Below are 17,316 nucleotides of genomic sequence, written 5' to 3' on the forward strand. Positions count from 1 at the left end.
CCTCACAGCCGGACGCCGGTGGCGGGGAGCACCCGCCACCGGCGTCGGTGGACTTATTCGGCCGCGGTCCCGGGACGGCGGCGCAGCAACCACACGCCCGACCCCAGCAGCACCGCGGCGGCCAGGCCGCCGAGGGCGGGCTTGACCGGGAAGGTCGCGCCGGTAGCGGGACCGGCAGCCGCTCCCCCGGAGGTGGCACCTCCGCCGACGGCCCCGCCTCCGCCGCCACCACCCGCGTTCACCGCGGAGTTGTGCGGCAGCGCGACGTACGGGAAGGCGCTCCCGAACGGCACGTCGTTGGCGTTCACCTTGTCCCCGGTCGCGAGCGCCGGGACGATCACGCCGGTCTGGGCGGCGCCTTCGAGGGCCTGGACCTCGATGTCGACGACGTCGTCGGTGAGCCGGCGGCCGTTCGGGAAGCCCTGCAGGTCACCGGCGAGCACGCCGAGCCGGTTCGGGTTCGCCGCGACCGGCACCGCGGTGTTGAGCCGCAGCATCTCCGACGGTGTGAACCTCTTGGCGTTGACGTCGGCGTTGTTCAGCTGCGAGTTGAGATCGGCCTTGATCGGGCCACCGGCCTTGGTGGTGACACCGGTCAGGAAGATCTCCGCGAGGTCGTTGCGTGGGGTCGCGGGGGCCGGGATCCCGTAGATGGCCTGGATCAGCTTCGGCACCTCGGGGTCGGTGACCCGGCTGACCAGGTCCGGGACGTTGTGGTCCTGGTCCGGGGTGAGCGCGTTGAACTTGTCCTTGAGCCCGGCGGGCACGACGACCTCGTTGACCAGCGGGTTGCCCAGGCGCGAGACCTGGACGTACGGCCCGGCCTGGGTGTCCTTGCCCGGCGTCTTGATGCTCAGCGACTGCCGTTCGGTGTCGCTCCACACGCCGATCACCGGGTTGCGGGTCGCGTTGCCGTTCAGCGCCAGCGCGGACTTCGGGACCTGCAGCGCGATGGTGTTGACGTTGTAGCCGCGCAGCGTGTCCTGGCCGACCTCGGACAGGTTGCCGCCGTAGAGCAGGTCGAACACGCGCAGGTCGAGGAAGAAGGAGTCGTCGGCCTGGCCGGCGAAGCTCTTGCCGCCGCCGGGCAGGTTCGTCACGGCCTGGTCGCGCAGCGCGCCGTAGTTCGGCATCGACGCGGCACCGGTGTTCGACGGGGCGGTCTTGCCCGAGCGCACCAGGTTCTTCGACCGGCCGTACTTGTCGATGACGTCGAGGTTGTAGCTCTGCCGGAACAGCAGGTTCTCGTCGTCGAGGGAGGTCACCTGGCCGTTGTTGTAAAGGAAGGTCGACTTGCCGCGCCGGTCGTCGGTCTTGAACGTCCAGCGGTAGGTCAGGTCGGGCTTGGCGTCGCCGTCGCTGTCGATGTTGATGTCGTAGTGGGCGTCGGTGGCCCAGGGGTAGAAGTTCGGGCCGCCGTTGGGCTCCTCGAACGGGTACCAGTTGGCGACCAGCGTGACGGTGTCCGGCTTGTCCGGGCTGACGAAGGCGTAGACGTCGGTGTTGTCGACCGGCGGGTCGCCGGCGATGAGCGGCGCTTCGCGGTGGCTCGAGGCGGCGGCGAGATCGGTTCCCAGGCCGACCAGCGCGCTCGTGAGCACGACACTCCCCACCGCGAGCAGGGAGAGTCCCACACGCCGGATCCGGCGGGACGGGAGCTGTACTGGCATGCAGCAGACCTTTCGCAGACGGCACCGTCGCCGGCGCCGTTCCGGGTCGCTCCCGCCCGATGCGGAAACAGGGCCCTCGCTCTCCCGTTTTCCGGGCGAGCACGAACCATTCGGAGACGTCCGCGCTCCGGTTCACCACCGAACAGGTGAAACCGGAAAGGCATTGCTTTCAGCCTGTTCATCTGTCTAGGGTCGCAGATATTCCCGCTCACCTGTTCCCCGGACGCGAGGCGGCCATGAACACCATCCCCAGCGCCTCCCCCACCGGCGGCCGCACGCTGTCCCGCCGCGACTGGCGGTCCATCGCCGGCATGGCCACGGTCATCCTGGCGCTCAACCTGGTCGGCTGGGGTGTGCTCGGGCTCGTGGTCGCACCACAGCACTACGCACTGGGCTCTACCGGCGTGTTCGGCGTGGGTCTGGGGGTCACGGCGTTCACGCTCGGCATGCGGCACGCCTTCGACGCCGACCACATCGCCGCGATCGACAACACCACCCGCAAGCTGCTCGCCGAGGGAAAACGGCCCCTTTCGGTCGGTTTCTGGTTCTCCCTCGGGCACTCGACCGTCGTGTTCCTGCTGTGTCTGTTGCTGTCACTGGGAATCCGGGCGCTCGCGGGTCAGGTGACCGACGACGGATCGGCGTTGCACCAGGCGACGACGCTGATCGGCACCTCGACGTCCGGCGTCTTCCTGTACCTGATCGCGATCGTCAACCTTGTCGTCCTGGTAAGGATCCTGCGGGTCTTCCGCGACATGCGCGGCGGCGATTTCGACGAAGCCACACTGGAGCTTCAGCTGAACAAGCGCGGCTTCATGAACCGAATCCTCGGTGGTGTCACCAAAGCCGTCCGCAAGCCCTGGCACATCTATCCGGTCGGTGTCCTCTTCGGACTCGGGTTCGACACCGCCACCGAGATCGGCCTGCTCGTCCTCGCGGCAGGCGCCGCGGCGTTTTCCCTGCCCTGGTACGCGATCTTGGTGCTGCCGATCCTGTTCGCGGCCGGCATGACCCTCTTCGACGCGGCCGACGGGTGCTTCATGAACTTCGCTTACGAATGGGCGTTCGCGAAGCCGGTGCGCAAGATCTTCTACAACATCACCATCACCGCGCTGTCCGTCGCGATCGCCCTGATCATCGGCACGATCGAGCTGCTGTCCATCCTCGTGCCCGAGCTCGGCATCACGACCGGCCCGCTCGCGGCCGTCGCCGGGGTCGACCTGGACCACGTCGGTTTTGTGATCGTCGGGCTCTTCGTCGGCACATGGCTGGCCGCGCTCGCGATCTGGCGTTTCTGGCACGTCGAGGAGAAGTGGTCACGCCCCGCGGCGAGGCCGGAAAGCTGACCGGTCACGGCTCGCCGGTCCGGGCGGGGACGTACTCGTCGAGCCGCCGGGCCAGCACCCGGCGGCTGAGGGCGGCCGGCTCGAGGCCCGCTTGCCCCCCGGGCCCGCCCGCCGCGGCCGCATCGAGGAACGCCCGAACTTCGTCCGGCGGCGGCACGAGCTCGTCGCCTGTCCACCTCGCGACGACGTCGGGCTCTTCGCTGGGCGCGGTCTCGATCGCGACCGTCCAGCCGCGGCGTTCGCTCCACAGCAGCATCACGTCGTGGTGGGGGCGGCCCGGCCACGGGCGGGACAGCCCGAGGTAGGCCGTGGCCGTGTCGCTGATCTCCACCGTCGTGCCTTCCGCGGGGACGCCGATCACGGCGGCCACCGCCTGCACGTACGCACCGAGCCCGCGCTCCAGCGCCCGGATCAGGTCCGGTTCCGAGGACTCCATGTCCGCCACGGTAGCCGCGTCACCCCGGCCGCGCCGGTCCGGCCGCGGTCAGACCGTCTCGCCCAGCAGGCCGTGCAGCATCGTCGCGATCGTGCGGCGGTCGGTGACGCCGAGCTTGCCGCGGATGCGTGCCATGTGGTGCTCGACGGTCTTGCCCGAGATGTGGAGCCGTTCCCCGATCTCGCGGTAGGTGTGCCCCTCGACGACCAGCCGCCCGATGTCGCGTTCACGCGGGGTCAGCGTGGGCAACGCGGACGGGCCCGGTGAGGCCGGCCGACTGGTGACCCCGGAGGAGAACCCTTTGGCGGCCCGCAGCAACGTCACCATCGCGGTCCGGTCGGTCGCCCGGATCGCCGCCTGCCCGGCCAGCCTCGCGGCGTCCCAGCGGAGTCCGGCGCGGTGCAACCGCTCGGCGCCGGCCAGCACCGCGCCGGGGTCGACCGCGCCCTCGACGACGGCGAGCCACTCGGCACCGGCCGCGGCCAGGGCCGGCGCCGGACGCCCCCTCGCCGCGGCGAGGGGGCGCAGAGCGTGGCGAGCGGTCTGGTGGTCGCCGGCCAGGACCGCTGCGTGGAACATCGACCAGTTCAGCCACGCCGACCACAGCGGCGGCGAGCCGAGCCGGTCCAGCAGCGCGACGGCACGAGCCCGGTGTGCCGTGACGCGGGCGCTCTCGTCCACCCGCGCCGCCGCGACGAGCAGCTCACCGAGGGGCAGCAGCGTGAACAGGTCGACCGGCTGGCGCATCATCGCGTCGTAGGCCGCGGGCCAGACCGTGCGGACGGCGTCCGGGGTCTCGCCGCGCCGGGCCAGCCCGAGCTCGAGGGTGCGCAGGAAGAGCTCGTCGCGGGGAGCCAGCTCGACGTCCAGGTCGTGCACGGCCGCCCGGTGGGCTTCCGCGGCGGCGAGGTCACCGCGGAGCATCGCCGTCCAGCCGAGCAGGAGCGTGTGCCGTTCACCGCCGGTGGCGCGGGTGAGGACGCCGTGCGCCAGGTCGAACTCGGCCGTCTGCAACGCCACCAGGGCGGCGAGCGCGGCGGGTGAGTCCGGCAGGAGGTGCCCGCCGCCGGCGGCCGCCGCGGAGTCGGCCGCGGCCAGCAGGGTGGCCAGCGCGGTCTCGGCCCCGCCCGTCACGGACTCCCGGATGCCGTCCAGCAGCTGTCCGGCGAGATGGCCGCGGGCCGGCAGCGGCGTGCCGGTCTCGGGCCGGCCTGGTCGGTCCTCGCCGAGCGCGAGGCCGGCGAGGTCCGCCAGCCGGCTCGCCCCGGGCTCTCCCGACCAGCGCAGGAGCTCGGCGCCCCGGGCCAGGTCGCCGCGGCGGGCGATGACGGTCCCCGCGACGACCGCGCCGCGAGTCCGTTCTTCGGGAATCTCCGAGGTCAGGAGCTCGTCGGCGAGCCGCAGCGCCGTGCCGGGCCGTCCCGACCGCGCCGCGGCCTCGGCCCATCCGGCGGCCAGCCGCGTCCGGGAGCTGCCGCCCCGCGCCGCGGCCGCGTAGAGGTCGGCGGCGAGCGCCGGCTCGCCGGTGAGCACTTCCGCGGCCGCCGCCTCGAGCCCGGCGCGGACGGTCTCGCCGGCGGCCCCCAGCCGCAGCAGCTCGCGGGCGACCGGCAGCACCGGCCGGCCGGCGGCCAGCAGCACTTCGAGCATCCGGACCAGGACGGTGAGCGCGCGGTCCACACCGACGTGGTCCCGGACCGCCCGCGCCGTCACCGGCGGCACGCTGTCGTCGGCGGCCAGGAACCCGGCGGCACGGACCTGGGCGACCACCGCGGAGACGTCGTCGCGGTCCTGGTCCAGGGCCGCCGCGAGGACCTCGAGATCCCGGCTGCCCCCGGCGCCGGCCGCCACCAGGTAGGTCAGTCCCGGCTCGCCGAGCAGGTCCAGCCGGGCGCGCAGCTCGTCGACCAGTTCGGCGGGACCGGACGCGCGCAGCCAGCGGGTCACCAGCCGTGGCACGCCCGCCGTCGCCCGGTGCAGGGAGGCGGCCTGCTCCGGCGAGACCGCACGACCGAGCACCCCCTGCGCGAACCGGGTGATGTCGGCGACGGTCCACGAGGTGAGCCGGATGTGCCGGACCCCGGGGCCGACCAGCCCCGCGGCGAGGGACCCGCTCGCCCCGGGCGTGTGCGTGAGCACCAGCCGTGGCGTGCGCCCGGCCAGGCCGGCGAGGGTTTCCCGGGCGGCGCCGGTGAGGGTGTCGGCGTCGTCGAGCAGGATCGCCGCACCGGCCGCGGAGGTGTCCCCGGCGAGCTCGTCACGGCCGATCACGGGCACGCCGGCTGCGCGGTAGTGCCGGGCGATCGCGCCCAGCAGCGTCGACTTCCCGTGTCCGGGCGGGCCGGAGAGGATCACCCGGACCGGGTCGGCGGGACGGGTGTCGACCCCGGTCACCAGATCGTGCAGCTGCGCGGGCAGCAGCTCCTTCATGACGGCCGGCACCTCCGAACGCGGTGATCCGCTCTGGTCACCCGTACGGGTTCGAGCCCACGCGGCGCAGCAGATGGGCGTTCGGGCCCCTGTTCTCAGGAAGAGACCCACGCCACACTCGGGGTCGATCCCCTAACGGGTTATGCATCCCCCTCAGGGATGACCAAAATCGTGGCTAGGCGTCAACCCCGATGTCGCCCGGCCGCGACCGCCATAACGTCTGGGTGGTCGGTGATCGCCGACGTCCCCCACCAGAGAGCCTGATCCATGAACCCGGCGCAGTCGCTGTACGAATTCACGCTCAACCTGCTCAACGACCCGTCCGCCCGCGGCGCCTTCGGCAGCGACCCGCAGCAGACGCTGAACGACGCGGGCCTCGGCGACATCTCCGGCGCCGACCTGCACGACATCCTCCCGCTCGTGCTCGACTTCGCCCACGTCGGCAACCTGGGCGGCGAGAACGGCCTGAACCTCGACTCGATCACCACCGGCCAGGCCGGCGCCATCGAGCAGCTCCAGGCCCTCACCCAGAACCTCGCGCTCGGCGACGCCACGTCCGAGAACAACGTGCTCGGCGCGGTCAGCGGGATGACCGCCCTCACCCAGAACATCACCGACCCGTTCAGCGCCGCGGGCGACCTCACCAGCGGCATCGACCACGTCGGCGGCGGCCAGCTCGACCCGGTCACCACGGTCACCGGCGCGGTCACCGGCGCGGTCGGCGACGTCACCGGTGGCGACACCACCGGCGCCCTCGACCTCACGTCCGGCCTGGACCACGTCTCCGGCGTCACCTCGGCCGTCGACGGCGCCCAGGGTGTCGGCTCGACGATCGGCGACCTCACCGGCTCGCTGGGCGTGGGCACCGGCCTCGAGCACACGATCGGCGACGTCACCGCGCACGGCGTCGGCGACATCGCGAGCCACGCGACCGGCGTGGCCACGCACCTCGGCGACATCTCGCACAACGGCACCCTCGGCGACGTCACCAGCCACGTCGGCGACATCGCCTCGCACACCAGTGGCGTCTCCGACGTCCACGACGTCGTCGGCAACATCGGCGAAGGCGCCCTCAGCGGCAACATCGGCGCCGACCTGAGCCACCTGTCCATCGGCTCCGGCAACGACGTCCACCTCCCCCACTGATCCGGCGTGGGCCTCCCGGTTCGCCGGGAGGCCCACCGTCCGCTGAGGCATGCTGAAGACCATGGTTACTGAACGGTTCGAAGTGCAGCGCCGGATCGCGGCGGCCCCGTCGAAGATCTTCGGGTTGCTTTGTGATCCCCGTGGCCACGTCGCGATCGACAGCTCGGGCATGCTCCAGTCCGCCGACGGAGAACCGGTCCGGGCGGCAGGCGACGAGTTCGTCGTCCACATGGACCGCGAAGCCCTCAACGACTTCCCGATGGGCAAGTACGACGTCACGGTGATCATCACCCGCTTCGAGCAGGACGCCCTGATCGAATGGACGATCTCCGGAACCATCCAGCCCCCGATCAAGCACCGCTACGGCTACCGGCTCGAAGCCGACGGCGCGGGCACCCTGCTCACGTCGTACTACGACTGGAGCGAGATCGACCAGCGCTACCGGGAGAAGGACATCTTCCCGGTCATCCCCGAAGCCGCGCTCCGGGCCACGCTCGGCATCCTCGCCCGGACCGTCGAATCCGGCACGAGGTAGCTCAGCTCCGCGGGTTCGGGCGGGTCAAGCCGAGGTCGTAGGCGAAGATCACCGCCTGGACCCGGTCCCGGGCCCCCAGCTTCGCCAGCACCCGGCCGACGTGGGTCTTGACCGTGGACTCCGACAGCACCAGGCGCTCGGCGATCTCCCCGTTGGTCCACCCGTTGCCGATCGCGACCAGGATCTCCTGTTCGCGTTCGGTCAGCGACAGCCACCGCGGATCCTCGGGCGGGCCGGCGCTGTCGGCCGGGAGCCGCTGGGCGTAGGTGTCGAGGAGCCGCCGGGTCAGCGCCGGGGCGATCACGGCGTCACCGCCCGCGACCGCCCTGATGCCGGCCAGCAGCTCTTCGGGATGGGCGTCCTTGAGGAGGAACCCGCTCGCTCCGGCGCGCAGGGCGGCGTAGGCGTACTCGTCGAGGTCGAAGGTCGTCAGGACGAGCACGCGGGACCGGCCACCGGCGGCGAGGATCTGCCGGGTGGCTTCGATGCCGTCCATGCCCGGCATGCGGATGTCCATGAGGACGACGTCGGGACGCAGTTCCGCCGTCCGGCGCACCGCTTCGGCCCCGTGGGCGGCTTCGCCGACGACTTCGGTGTCCGGCGTCGCGTCGAGCAGCATCCGGAAGCCGAACCGTTGCAACGGCTGGTCGTCGACGATGAGGACGGTCGTCACAGCGCACCCCCGGGCGAGACGGCGATCGGGGTCAGGTCCAGGACGGCTTGCACGGCCCACCCGCCGCCGGGAGTGGGGCCGACGGTGACGCTGCCGCCGTAGAGGGCCGCGCGTTCGCGCATCCCGGCGATCCCGTGCCCCTCCTCGGGGGGCCCGGCCGGCCGGTCGCCGTCGGGCGGGCCGGTGTCCTGGACGCCGATGCGCAGCGCCCGCCCCTCGGCGGCGACCGAGACGTCGATCCGGGTGCGCGCCCCGGCGTGCTTGAGGGCGTTGGTGAGCGCCTCCTGGACGATCCGGTAGGTCATCAGCTGCACGCCGCGGTCGAGCGCGGCCGGCTCGCCGGCGGACCGGAGGAAGATCTCCGGTCCGGCCGCGCGGATCCGCGTGCACAGCGCGTCGAGGTCGCCGACCCCCGGCTGGGGGTTCAGCTCGGGGGCGTCCGCCTTCTCCCGCAGGACGCCCAGCATGCGCCGCAGTTCCCCCAGTGCCTGGCGGCCCGCGTCGCCGACCAGCTCGAGTGCCTGCTTGCTGCGTTCGGGGGTGACGTCGGCCGCGTACGCGCCGCCGTCGGCCAGCGTGATGATGACCGACAGGTTGTGGCCGATGATGTCGTGCATCTCGCGGGCCATCCGGCTGCGTTCGGTGGCGGCGGCCAGCCTGCTGCGCTGGTCCCGCTCGATCTCCAGCTGCCGCGCGCGGTCGCGCAGGCTCGCCAGCTGGGCCCGGCGGATCCGGACGGCCAGCCCGAGCGCGACGGCCGCGGTGACCGCGGTGAGCAGGAAGAACAGGGCCTCCCAGAACGACACCGCGCGCGAAACCCGCGCCGCCACCGGCAGCAGGAGCGTGACCACCCCGGCACACGCCCACGGAAGGTGCCGCAGCCGGCCGTGCAGGGTGACGCTGTAGAGCGCGACGAGCAGGGCGACGTCGGCGCGCAGGAACACCCCGAGCGACCACTGGACGACGAACGCGACCGCGACCAGGCCCAGCGCGACCACCGGCGCCCGGCGCCGCCAGAGCAGCGGCAGCAGCAGCCCGGCCTGCAGGGCGAGCGTCCCGGCCGCCGGCAGGTGGGCGAAGGTGAGCCCCAGCTCCTCGGGACCGCGCCCTTCGTCGTGCGGGACCAGGTCCGGCACGCAGAACAGCAGGAACAGCCCGGCGATCACGGCCAGGTCCAGCACCCACGGGTGGCGCCGGTCGGCCTGCCGCAGCCGCCGGCCGTACCCGGTCAGCCGGGCGACCAGCGGCGATCCGGTCCACGGCAGCACCGCGGCGGGGAGGTCGTCGGGCACGGGTGTCACCTGCTCATCGTCGCGGAAAACCGCCGGTGCGGCACCAGGGCCGCGCCGGCGGTGGGGTCAGGCGTCGGAGCGCGCGAGCCGGTAGGCGGCGCCGCCGAGCGCGAGGATCGTCCAGCCGGCGAAGACCAGCAGCCCGGCAGCCGGCGAGAGCGTCGTGGTGTCGTGGGTCAGGGCGAACATCGCCTGCCCGGCGTTGCTGGGCAGGTACGGGCTGATGTCGCCCTGCCACGACGCCGGCAGCAGCGAGATCAGGCCCGGGATCAGCATGAGCGCGCCGACGAGGACCGAGATGCCGCCGGCGACCGAGCGCAGCAGCGCGCCGAGCGCGACCCCGATCACGCCGACCAGGCCCAGGTAGAGCCCGGTCCCCAGCAGGCTGCGCACGACACCCGGGTCCGACAGCGACATCGCCGCGGGCGTCCCGGCCGCGATGGCGTTGCCGAAGACGAAGGCGACGAACGCGCCGACCGTGCCGACGAGCAGCGCGACCACCCCGAACACGGCCGACTTGGACCACAGCACCGGCAGCCGGCGCGGGACCCCGGTCAGCGTCGAGCGGATCATGCCGGTCGAGTACTCGCCGGCGGTCACGAGCACGCCGAGCACACCCAGCGCGAGCTGCGCGAAGTTCGTGCCGAAGAGCGACAGGCTCAGGGCGGTCGCGTGCGCGAAGTCCGGGTCCAGCCGCTCGCCGGAACTGATGTTCGACTGGTACCGCGCGGCCGAGATCAGCCCGAACGCGACCAGGAACACCAGGCCGAGGCCCAGGGTGATCCAGGTGGAGCGCAGGGACCACAGCTTCGTCCATTCCGAGCGCAGGACGTGCCGTCCGGTCACCCGGTAGCCGGGCCGGACCGTGCGGGCGGGGGCTTCCGGGGTCGAGGTGCTCATGCCGCCCTCCCGAGCGCGTCGATGCCGGTGGTGACGCCGTGGTACTCGACGGCGTCGCGGGTCAGGTCCATGAAGGCCTCCTCGAGGGAGACGGTCCGGGCGGACAGCTCGAACAGGACGATGCCGTGCTCGGCGGCCGTGGTGCCGATGGCGCGGGCGGAGAGGCCCTTCACCTGCAGTTCTTCGGAGCCCGTGCGGCCGGCGATCTCGACGCCGGGACCGGCGAGGACCTCACGCAGGCGTGCGGGGTCGGCGGTGGCCACGTGGACGGTGTCGCCGCCGGCGTCGCGGACGAGGTCGTGCACGGTGGTGTCGGCGAGCAGGCGGCCGCGGCCGACGACGATGAGGTGTTCCGCGACCAGCGCCATCTCGCTCATCAGGTGCGAGGAGACGAACACGGTGCGGCCGTCGGCGGCGAGCCCGCTGAGCAGGGTGCGGATCCAGAGGACACCTTCGGGGTCCAGGCCGTTGACCGGCTCGTCGAGCATGATCGTGGCCGGGTCGCCGAGCAGGGCGGCGGCGATCCCCAGCCGCTGGCCCATGCCGAGGGAGAAGCTCCCCGCGCGCTTCTTGGCCACCGACTGCAGCCCGGTCAGCTCGATCACCTCGTCGACCCGCCGCCGCGGGATGCCGTGGGTCTGGGCCTGCGCGAGCAGGTGGTCGAACGCCGAGCGTCCACTGTGGACGGACTTCGCCTCGAGCAGGACCCCGACCTCCTGCAGCGGCGAGGTGTGCTCGGCGTAGCGGCGGCCGTTGACCGTGACCGACCCGCCGGTCGGCGCGTCCAGCCCGACGATCATCCGCATGGTGGTGGACTTGCCCGCGCCGTTGGGCCCGAGGAACCCGGTGACGGTGCCCGGCCGGACGGTGAAGTCCAGGTGGTCGACCGCCGTCTTCTCCCCGTACCGCTTGGTCAGCTGGTGTGCTTCGATCATCGCTCATCCCCTGGATCCGCGGTCCGGTCACCCCGTCCCGTTCGTCCCCCACGGTAGGAACGGAACCGCGCCGGAACGTCGTACCGAGGGCGGGAGTCCGGCGCGGCGCGTGGTACCGCGGTACCACTTTGCCGTTCTCGAACCTCGCGCCAGCAGTCCGCTTCCGCGCCGGGTCCTACCGTGCGGGAAATGGCAGCGCAGGGAGAACCCATGTTCACAGCCACGCCGGTCCGGCTCGTCTTGGCGACGCTCTTGACGGCGGCGCTCGCCGCGTGCGGCAGCACCGCGTCACCGGGACCGGCTCCGACCTCGGCCGGCCCGGTCTCCGGCGGCACCTCGGCGAGCGGGGCGGCGGAAACCGAGACCAACCCCGCCGGGGACATCCCCGACAACCAGGCCTACGTGCCGTTCGCCCCGCCCGGCGGCGGTTTCACCGTCAAGATCCCGGAAGGCTGGGCCTCCTCGCCCCAGGGCGCGACGACCACCTTCACCGACAAGCTCAACCAGGTGCAGGTGACGGCGTCCCACGTCGGTGCGGCACCGACGACGGCGTCGGTCTCCACCACCGACGTCGCGGCGCTGAAGGGGAAGACCCCGAACTTCGCCATGGGCCAGGTCTCGACCGTGACCCGGGCGGCGGGGCCGGGAATCCTGCTCACCTACCAGGGTGACTCCGCGCCGAACCCGGTCACGGGCAAGGTCGTGCGCGACGCGTTCGAGCGCTACAGCTTCTTCCGGGCGGGGCTGCGGGTCGACCTGACCCTGTCGGGGCCGGCGAACGCCGACAACGTCGATCCCTGGAAGATCGTCACCGACTCCCTGCAGTGGTCGTGATGGACACCCACGACTGGTCGACACCGGCGCTGCGGGCCCGGGACCTGTACCGGTTCTTCCGCGCCGGCGACGACGAAACCCTGGCCCTGCGCGGTGTTTCGCTGACCGTCGCACGCGGCGAAACCGTCGCCGTGGTCGGCCCTTCCGGCTCCGGGAAGTCGACGCTGCTCGCCTGCCTGGCCGGCCTGGACGAACCCGCGGGCGGCAGCGTCGAAGTCGGCGGTGAACGCCTCAGCCATCGCCCCGAAGCCGTGCGCGCGAAGATCCGCGCGCACCGGATCGGTGTGCTGACGCAGTCCCGCAACCTCCTCCCCCACCTCGATGTCCGGGGCAACGTACAGCTGGCTCGCCGGGCCTGGCGGCACACCGGTTTCCGGCCGTCGGTCGCCGAGCTGCTGGAGCAGGTCGGTCTCGGCCCTCGCGCGCGAGCGACACCCGCGCAGCTGTCCGGCGGTGAGCTGGCCCGCGCGGGCCTGGCCGTCGCACTGGCGAACGAGCCGTCCGTGCTGCTGGCCGACGAGCCCACCGGCGAGCTCGACGGGCACACCGAACGGGAGATCCTCGACCTGCTCCGCGTTCGCGCCAGCCAGGGCGCCGGGCTGCTGATCGTGACCCACAGCGACGAAGTCGTCGCGATCGCCGACCGGGTGCTCACCATCCAGGACGGGGTGGTGGCCGCGTGAGCACCGAACCCTTCGTCGTCTGCGACGAGGTCGCCCGGACGTTCGGCGCCGGCCCGGCGGCGGTCGTCGCCGTGCACGGATCCAGCTGCCGCGTCCACGCCGGAGCCCGCGTCGCCATCGCCGGGCCGTCCGGCTCCGGGAAGTCGACCTTGCTGCACCTGCTGGCCGGGCTGGAGACGCCGACCAACGGCACCGTCAGCTGGCCCGCGCTCGGTGAGGCCGCGGACCTCGCCCGGCACGTCGGGGTCGTGTTCCAGAGCCCCAGCCTGGTCCCGGCCCTGGACGTCCACGAGAACGCCGCGCTCCCGCTCGTCATCGCCGGCGTCGACGAACCCGAGCGGAGCCGGCGCGTGTCCGAAGCGCTTGCCCTGCTCGGCATCGACGACCTCGCGGCCAAGCTGCCCGAAGAGATCTCGGGCGGCCAAGCACAGCGCGTGGCGGTCGCCCGGGTGCTCGCCCAGCGGCCCCGGCTCCTGCTGGCCGACGAGCCCACGGGACAGCTGGACCGGGCCGCGGGCCGGCGGCTGATGGACGCGGTGCTGACCGTCGCCGACCGCCTGGCCGCCGCCCTCGTCGTGACCACCCACGACGAAGCCGTGATCGACCGGCTCGAAACGCGCTGGACCATGCACGAAGGCCGGCTGCACACCACTACCCCGCGGGCGGTGCCGTCATGATCACGCTCTGGCTGGGCGGGCTGCTGCGACGGCGGGCCGGCCGCCTGCTGGCGACGGCGGCCGGAATCGCGCTCGCCGTCGCCCTGACCGCCGCGCTCGGCTCGTTCCTCGCTTCCGCACAGGCCACGATGACGACCCGGGCCCTGCGCTCGGTCGCGGTGGACTGGCAGGTCGAAGTCCAGCCCGGCGGTGACGCCCACGTCGTGCTGCAACGGCTGCAGGAAACGCCGGGAACAACCGGGGTCCGCACTGTCCACGTCGTGCCGACCACCGGGCTGCGCGCCACGGCAGACGGCACCACGCAGACGACCGGCCCCGGCGTGGTGCTGGGGATTCCGCCCGGCTACGCGGACGCGTTCCCCGGCCAGGTCCGGCTGCTGGCCGGCTCGCCCGACGGCGTCCTCGTCACGCAGCAGACGGCGTCGAACCTCCACGTCCGCCCGGGCGACCAGGTCCTGGTCGGGCTCGGCAGCGCGGCATCGCGGCCGGTCACCATCGGCGGCGTCGCCGATCTCCCGCAGGCCGATTCGCTCTTCCGGAAGGTCGGGGCACCGCCGCAGTCCCAGCCCAGCGCGCCGCCGGACAACGTGCTGCTGCTCCCCGAGGCCACGTTCACCGGCCTCACGGGCGAGGCCGGCGCGCCCGTCCCGGTCACCCAGTTCCACGTCCGGCGGGACGCACCCGCCGCGCACGATCCGGCGACCGCGTACCAGGCCGAGGTCGCCGCCGCGCACAACTTCGAAGCCCAGGTCTCGGGCGCGGCGCTGGTCGGCAACAATGTGGGCGCGGCTCTCGACGCAGCACGCGGCGACGCAGCGTACGCCCAGATGTTGTTCCTCTTCCTCGGCCTGCCGGGGGTGGTGCTCGCCGCGCTGCTGACCAGCGCACTCGTCGAGGCCGGCGGTGATCGACGCCGGGCCGAGCAGGCACTGCTCCGGACGCGCGGCCACCCGCAGCGGACGGTGCTCGCCATCGCGGCCAGCGAGGCGGCGTTCGTCGCCGTCGTCGGCGGTGTCGCCGGGCTGGTCGTCGCGGACCTGGCCGGCCGGCTTGCCTTCGGCGCGGCATCGGAAGGCCGGAGCGTGGCCTGGTATGCAATCGCGTTCGGGGCCGGGCTCGTGATCACCACCGTCACGGTGCTGGTGCCCGCCGTCGTCGGGCTGCGGAGCCGGACGGTCTCCCAAGGGCGGCAGGTGATCGGCGCGCATCGCTCGCCGTGGTGGGCCAAGGCCGGGATCGACGTGCTGCTCATCGCCGCCGCGCTCGTCGTGTTCTGGGCTTCGAGCGGCAACGACTACTCGCTCGTGCTGGCGCCGGAAGGCGTCGCGACCATTTCGGTGTCCTACTGGGCGTTCCTCGGGCCGGCGTTCCTGTGGCTGGGCGCCGCGGCGTTGCTGTGGCGGCTGACCACGCTCGCGCTCAAGCACGGACGGGCCCCGCTCGGCCGGCTCCTGCGGCCGCTGTCGGGCCGGCTGGCCCTGCCGGGTGCGGCAGGCCTGGCCCGGCAACGCCGGCCCTTGGCCCGGGCGATCGTCCTGCTCGCGCTCGCGTTGTCGTTCGCGGCGTCGACGGCGGTGTTCAACAGCACCTACCAGCAGCAGGCCGAAGCGGACGCCCAGCTCACCAACGGCGCCGACGTCACCGTCACCGAACCACCCGCCGCCCAGGTCTCCCCGGCCGCGGGCCGTGGCCTGCAGGACGTCGGCGGCGTGCGGCACGTCGAGCCCGTCCAGCACCGGTTCGCCTACGTCGGAGCGGATCTCCAGGACCTGTACGGGATCCGGCCCGACACCATCCGGCAGGTCACCGCGCTGCAGGACGGCTACTTCCAGGGCGGGACCGCCGCGGACCTGCTGGCGACGCTGGCCCGCCGGCCCGACTCGATCCTCGTCAGCGCCGAGACGGTCAAGGACTTCCAGCTCTCCCCGGGTGATCCGCTGAACTTGCGGATCCAGGACTCCCGCACCAAGGAGCTGCGGACCGTGCCCTTCCACTACAGCGGAATCGTCAAGGAGTTCCCGACCGCGCCCAAGGACAGCTTCTTCGTTGCCAACGCCGCGTACGTCGCCCAGGTCACCGGTTCCGACGCGGTCGGCGCGTTCCTCGTCGACACCGGGGGAACCGGCCAGCCGGCAGTCGCCGACGCGCTGCGCGCGCGGGTCGGCACCACCGCGACCGTCACCGACCTCACGCAGACCCGCGCCCAGGTCGGCTCGAGCTTGACCTCGGTCAACCTGCGGGGATTGACCCGGCTCGAGCTCACCTTCGCCGTGCTGATCGCGGCGGGCGCCGGTGGCATCGTGCTGGCGGTCGGACTGGCCGAACGCCGGCGCAGCCTGGCGATCATGGCGGTGCTGGGCGCCAGGCGACGTCAGCTGCGCGGCCTCGTGCTGGGCGAGGGATTGGTCGTGCTCACCGGCGGCCTGCTGGGCGGCGGCCTCATCGCGTGGGGGCTGTCCCGGATGCTCGTCAAGGTCCTGACGGGAGTGTTCGACCCACCACCGGACTCGGTCGCCGTGCCGTGGACGTACCTGGCCGTGACGGTGGCGGCTGTGGCGGCGGCGCTGGTCCTCGCGGCGTTGACCAGCGCCCGTGCGTCCACGCGGCCCGCGGTGGAGGAGCTTCGGGACCTGTGAGTGTTAAAACCGCCAGCGCGCTCGCGAACATCCCGAGCACGGCGGACACCACGAGCAGCTCCGGGCGAGCCCCGCTGCAGAGCACAGCGCCCCGCAGCCGCCGCAGGCTCGGCACGACCGCGACCCGGCGCAGCCGCCGCACGAGCAGGCACACACTGGTCACGCTCGGACCGATCGACGGCACCCGAGGTCTGGACATCACCGATGCCCACCTCCGCGCCTTCGCCGACCGCGCGACCCGTGGCCGCGAGGAACCCCTGCTCACCGGCCGGTCGCCCTACCCCGAGGTCACGCGTTGAGGACACCGCCGGCGAGCAGGCCGAGCAGGGCGACCCCGACGACGAGCCGGTACACGACAAAGGCCGTAAACGTGTGCGCGGCAACGAACTTCAGCAACCAGGCGATCGCGCCGTACGCCACGACGAAGGACACCACGGTCCCGGCGAGCAGCGGCACGACGTCGAGACCGCCGCCGAGAGCGTCCTTCAGCTCGTACAGTCCCGCGCCGGTCAACGCCGGGATCGACAGGAAGAACGACAGCCGCGTGGCCGCGACCCGGTCGAGGCCGCGGAGCAGACCCGTCGAGATGGTCGCGCCCGAGCGCGAGAACCCGGGGAACAACAAGGCCAGAATCTGCGAGGAGCCGACGAGCATCGCGTCGGACAACGTGCTGTCGGCCTCGGTGCGTTTACCGGAACCGAAGCGATCCGCGGCCGCCATGATCGCGCTCCCGGCGATCAACGACGCGGCGACGACCCAGAGCGAGGCCAGCGGTCCCTTGACCAGTGACTGGAACAGCAGCCCTGCCGCGACGATCGGCAGGGTCGCGAAGATGACCCACCAGGCGAACTTGTAGTCGAACTCCTGCCGGGCTTCGCGGTGCGCGAGGCCGCGGCCCCACGCTCCGGCGATCCGGACGATGTCCTTGAAGAAGTAGACCAGGACGGCGGCAATGGCCCCGACCTGGATCACCGCGGTGAACCCGACGACGGACCGGTCGTCGACGGGAATGCCCATCAGTCCTTCGGCGATCTTCAGGTGCCCGGTGGACGAGACCGGCAGGAACTCGGTCAGCCCTTCCACAACACCGAGGATCACGGACTGTCCGAGGTCGATCATGCTC

General features: G+C 72.6%; 16 protein-coding genes. 8 read left to right on the top strand and 8 right to left on the bottom strand.

Features of this window, described 5'->3' with window-relative positions; genetic code table 11:
- Positions 1-53 precede the first annotated feature (53 nt).
- On the bottom strand, positions 54-1,670 hold the full coding sequence (locus tag ACZ61C_RS40920; RefSeq protein ID WP_465313324.1) for a DUF4331 domain-containing protein: 1,617 nt from the start codon (positions 1,668-1,670) through the stop codon (positions 54-56).
- Positions 1,671-1,906: 236 nt separating this feature from the next.
- Here ACZ61C_RS40920 and nicT point away from each other — a divergent pair, with 236 nt between their 5' ends.
- Entirely contained in the window at positions 1,907-3,016 is a 1,110-nt protein-coding gene (gene nicT, locus ACZ61C_RS40925; RefSeq protein WP_465313325.1) for a Nickel transporter NicT, read from the top strand.
- Between the two features lie 4 nt (positions 3,017-3,020).
- On the opposite strand, the gene ACZ61C_RS40930 is transcribed toward nicT, so the two are convergent.
- Both ACZ61C_RS40930 and ACZ61C_RS40935 read right to left on the bottom strand, forming a co-directional pair.
- Complete coding sequence (locus ACZ61C_RS40930) at positions 3,021-3,452, bottom strand: DUF6292 family protein (RefSeq protein WP_465313326.1); 432 nt, start codon at positions 3,450-3,452, stop codon at positions 3,021-3,023.
- A 48-nt stretch (positions 3,453-3,500) separates the two neighbouring features.
- On the bottom strand, positions 3,501-5,882 hold the full coding sequence (locus ACZ61C_RS40935) for a helix-turn-helix transcriptional regulator (protein WP_465313327.1): 2,382 nt from the start codon (positions 5,880-5,882) through the stop codon (positions 3,501-3,503).
- 267 nt (positions 5,883-6,149) lie between these two features.
- Between ACZ61C_RS40935 and ACZ61C_RS40940 the strand changes: the two genes are divergently transcribed.
- Complete coding sequence (locus ACZ61C_RS40940) at positions 6,150-7,028, top strand: IniB N-terminal domain-containing protein (RefSeq protein WP_465313328.1); 879 nt, start codon at positions 6,150-6,152, stop codon at positions 7,026-7,028.
- Between the two features lie 61 nt (positions 7,029-7,089).
- Positions 7,090-7,563: an SRPBCC family protein gene (locus ACZ61C_RS40945; protein ID WP_465313329.1), complete on the top strand. Its 474-nt coding sequence runs from the start codon at positions 7,090-7,092 to the stop codon at positions 7,561-7,563.
- Between the two features lies 1 nt (position 7,564).
- Here ACZ61C_RS40945 and ACZ61C_RS40950 read toward each other — a convergent pair whose 3' ends face one another.
- The 4 genes from ACZ61C_RS40950 to ACZ61C_RS40965 form a co-directional block, all read right to left on the bottom strand.
- Complete coding sequence (locus ACZ61C_RS40950) at positions 7,565-8,236, bottom strand: response regulator (RefSeq protein WP_465313330.1); 672 nt, start codon at positions 8,234-8,236, stop codon at positions 7,565-7,567.
- Positions 8,233-9,528 (bottom strand): sensor histidine kinase, encoded by a 1,296-nt coding sequence (locus tag ACZ61C_RS40955; RefSeq protein ID WP_465313331.1) that lies wholly within the window; start codon positions 9,526-9,528, stop codon positions 8,233-8,235. The genes ACZ61C_RS40950 and ACZ61C_RS40955 overlap by 4 nt, the downstream gene beginning before the upstream one ends.
- A gap of 66 nt (positions 9,529-9,594) precedes the next feature.
- Positions 9,595-10,428, bottom strand: a complete 834-nt coding sequence (locus ACZ61C_RS40960; RefSeq protein WP_465313332.1) for an ABC transporter permease — start codon at positions 10,426-10,428, stop codon at positions 9,595-9,597.
- On the bottom strand, positions 10,425-11,363 hold the full coding sequence (locus ACZ61C_RS40965) for an ABC transporter ATP-binding protein (RefSeq protein ID WP_465313333.1): 939 nt from the start codon (positions 11,361-11,363) through the stop codon (positions 10,425-10,427). The genes ACZ61C_RS40960 and ACZ61C_RS40965 overlap by 4 nt, the downstream gene beginning before the upstream one ends.
- Positions 11,364-11,573: 210 nt before the next feature.
- Between ACZ61C_RS40965 and ACZ61C_RS40970 the strand changes: the two genes are divergently transcribed.
- Genes ACZ61C_RS40970 through ACZ61C_RS40990 form a run of 5 tightly spaced genes read left to right on the top strand, consistent with a single transcriptional unit; the run spans position 11,574 to position 16,492 of the window.
- On the top strand, positions 11,574-12,197 hold the full coding sequence (locus ACZ61C_RS40970) for a hypothetical protein (protein ID WP_465313334.1): 624 nt from the start codon (positions 11,574-11,576) through the stop codon (positions 12,195-12,197).
- Positions 12,197-12,880, top strand: a complete 684-nt coding sequence (locus ACZ61C_RS40975; RefSeq protein ID WP_465313335.1) for an ABC transporter ATP-binding protein — start codon at positions 12,197-12,199, stop codon at positions 12,878-12,880. Before ACZ61C_RS40970 ends, ACZ61C_RS40975 begins: the two co-directional genes overlap by 1 nt.
- Positions 12,877-13,557, top strand: a complete 681-nt coding sequence (locus tag ACZ61C_RS40980; RefSeq protein ID WP_465313336.1) for an ABC transporter ATP-binding protein — start codon at positions 12,877-12,879, stop codon at positions 13,555-13,557. The genes ACZ61C_RS40975 and ACZ61C_RS40980 overlap by 4 nt, the downstream gene beginning before the upstream one ends.
- Positions 13,554-16,193, top strand: coding sequence for an ABC transporter permease (locus ACZ61C_RS40985; RefSeq protein WP_465313337.1), 2,640 nt, complete (start codon positions 13,554-13,556; stop codon positions 16,191-16,193). The genes ACZ61C_RS40980 and ACZ61C_RS40985 overlap by 4 nt, the downstream gene beginning before the upstream one ends.
- The gene (locus ACZ61C_RS40990; RefSeq protein ID WP_465313338.1) at positions 16,190-16,492 is read left to right on the top strand and encodes a hypothetical protein; all 303 of its coding nucleotides are present in this window, start codon (positions 16,190-16,192) and stop codon (positions 16,490-16,492) included. The genes ACZ61C_RS40985 and ACZ61C_RS40990 overlap by 4 nt, the downstream gene beginning before the upstream one ends.
- Here ACZ61C_RS40990 and ACZ61C_RS40995 read toward each other — a convergent pair.
- On the bottom strand, positions 16,482-17,312 hold the full coding sequence (locus ACZ61C_RS40995) for an undecaprenyl-diphosphate phosphatase (RefSeq protein WP_465313339.1): 831 nt from the start codon (positions 17,310-17,312) through the stop codon (positions 16,482-16,484). The two genes, ACZ61C_RS40990 and ACZ61C_RS40995, sit on opposite strands and share 11 nt — an antisense overlap.
- Positions 17,313-17,316 lie beyond the last annotated feature (4 nt).

It is taken from the genome of Amycolatopsis sp. NPDC104587 (genome assembly GCF_055583645.1).

Coding starts and splice junctions, on each gene's coding strand:
- ACZ61C_RS40975 (WP_465313335.1), top strand. CDS start 12,197: ATGGACACCCACGACTGGTCGACACCGGCGCTGCGGGCCCGGGACCTG.
- ACZ61C_RS40965 (WP_465313333.1), bottom strand. CDS start 11,363: ATGATCGAAGCACACCAGCTGACCAAGCGGTACGGGGAGAAGACGGCG.
- nicT (WP_465313325.1), top strand. CDS start 1,907: ATGAACACCATCCCCAGCGCCTCCCCCACCGGCGGCCGCACGCTGTCC.
- ACZ61C_RS40970 (WP_465313334.1), top strand. CDS start 11,574: ATGTTCACAGCCACGCCGGTCCGGCTCGTCTTGGCGACGCTCTTGACG.
- ACZ61C_RS40945 (WP_465313329.1), top strand. CDS start 7,090: ATGGTTACTGAACGGTTCGAAGTGCAGCGCCGGATCGCGGCGGCCCCG.
- ACZ61C_RS40930 (WP_465313326.1), bottom strand. CDS start 3,452: ATGGAGTCCTCGGAACCGGACCTGATCCGGGCGCTGGAGCGCGGGCTC.
- ACZ61C_RS40960 (WP_465313332.1), bottom strand. CDS start 10,428: ATGAGCACCTCGACCCCGGAAGCCCCCGCCCGCACGGTCCGGCCCGGC.
- ACZ61C_RS40920 (WP_465313324.1), bottom strand. CDS start 1,670: ATGCCAGTACAGCTCCCGTCCCGCCGGATCCGGCGTGTGGGACTCTCC.
- ACZ61C_RS40995 (WP_465313339.1), bottom strand. CDS start 17,312: ATGATCGACCTCGGACAGTCCGTGATCCTCGGTGTTGTGGAAGGGCTG.
- ACZ61C_RS40985 (WP_465313337.1), top strand. CDS start 13,554: ATGATCACGCTCTGGCTGGGCGGGCTGCTGCGACGGCGGGCCGGCCGC.
- ACZ61C_RS40935 (WP_465313327.1), bottom strand. CDS start 5,882: ATGAAGGAGCTGCTGCCCGCGCAGCTGCACGATCTGGTGACCGGGGTC.
- ACZ61C_RS40940 (WP_465313328.1), top strand. CDS start 6,150: ATGAACCCGGCGCAGTCGCTGTACGAATTCACGCTCAACCTGCTCAAC.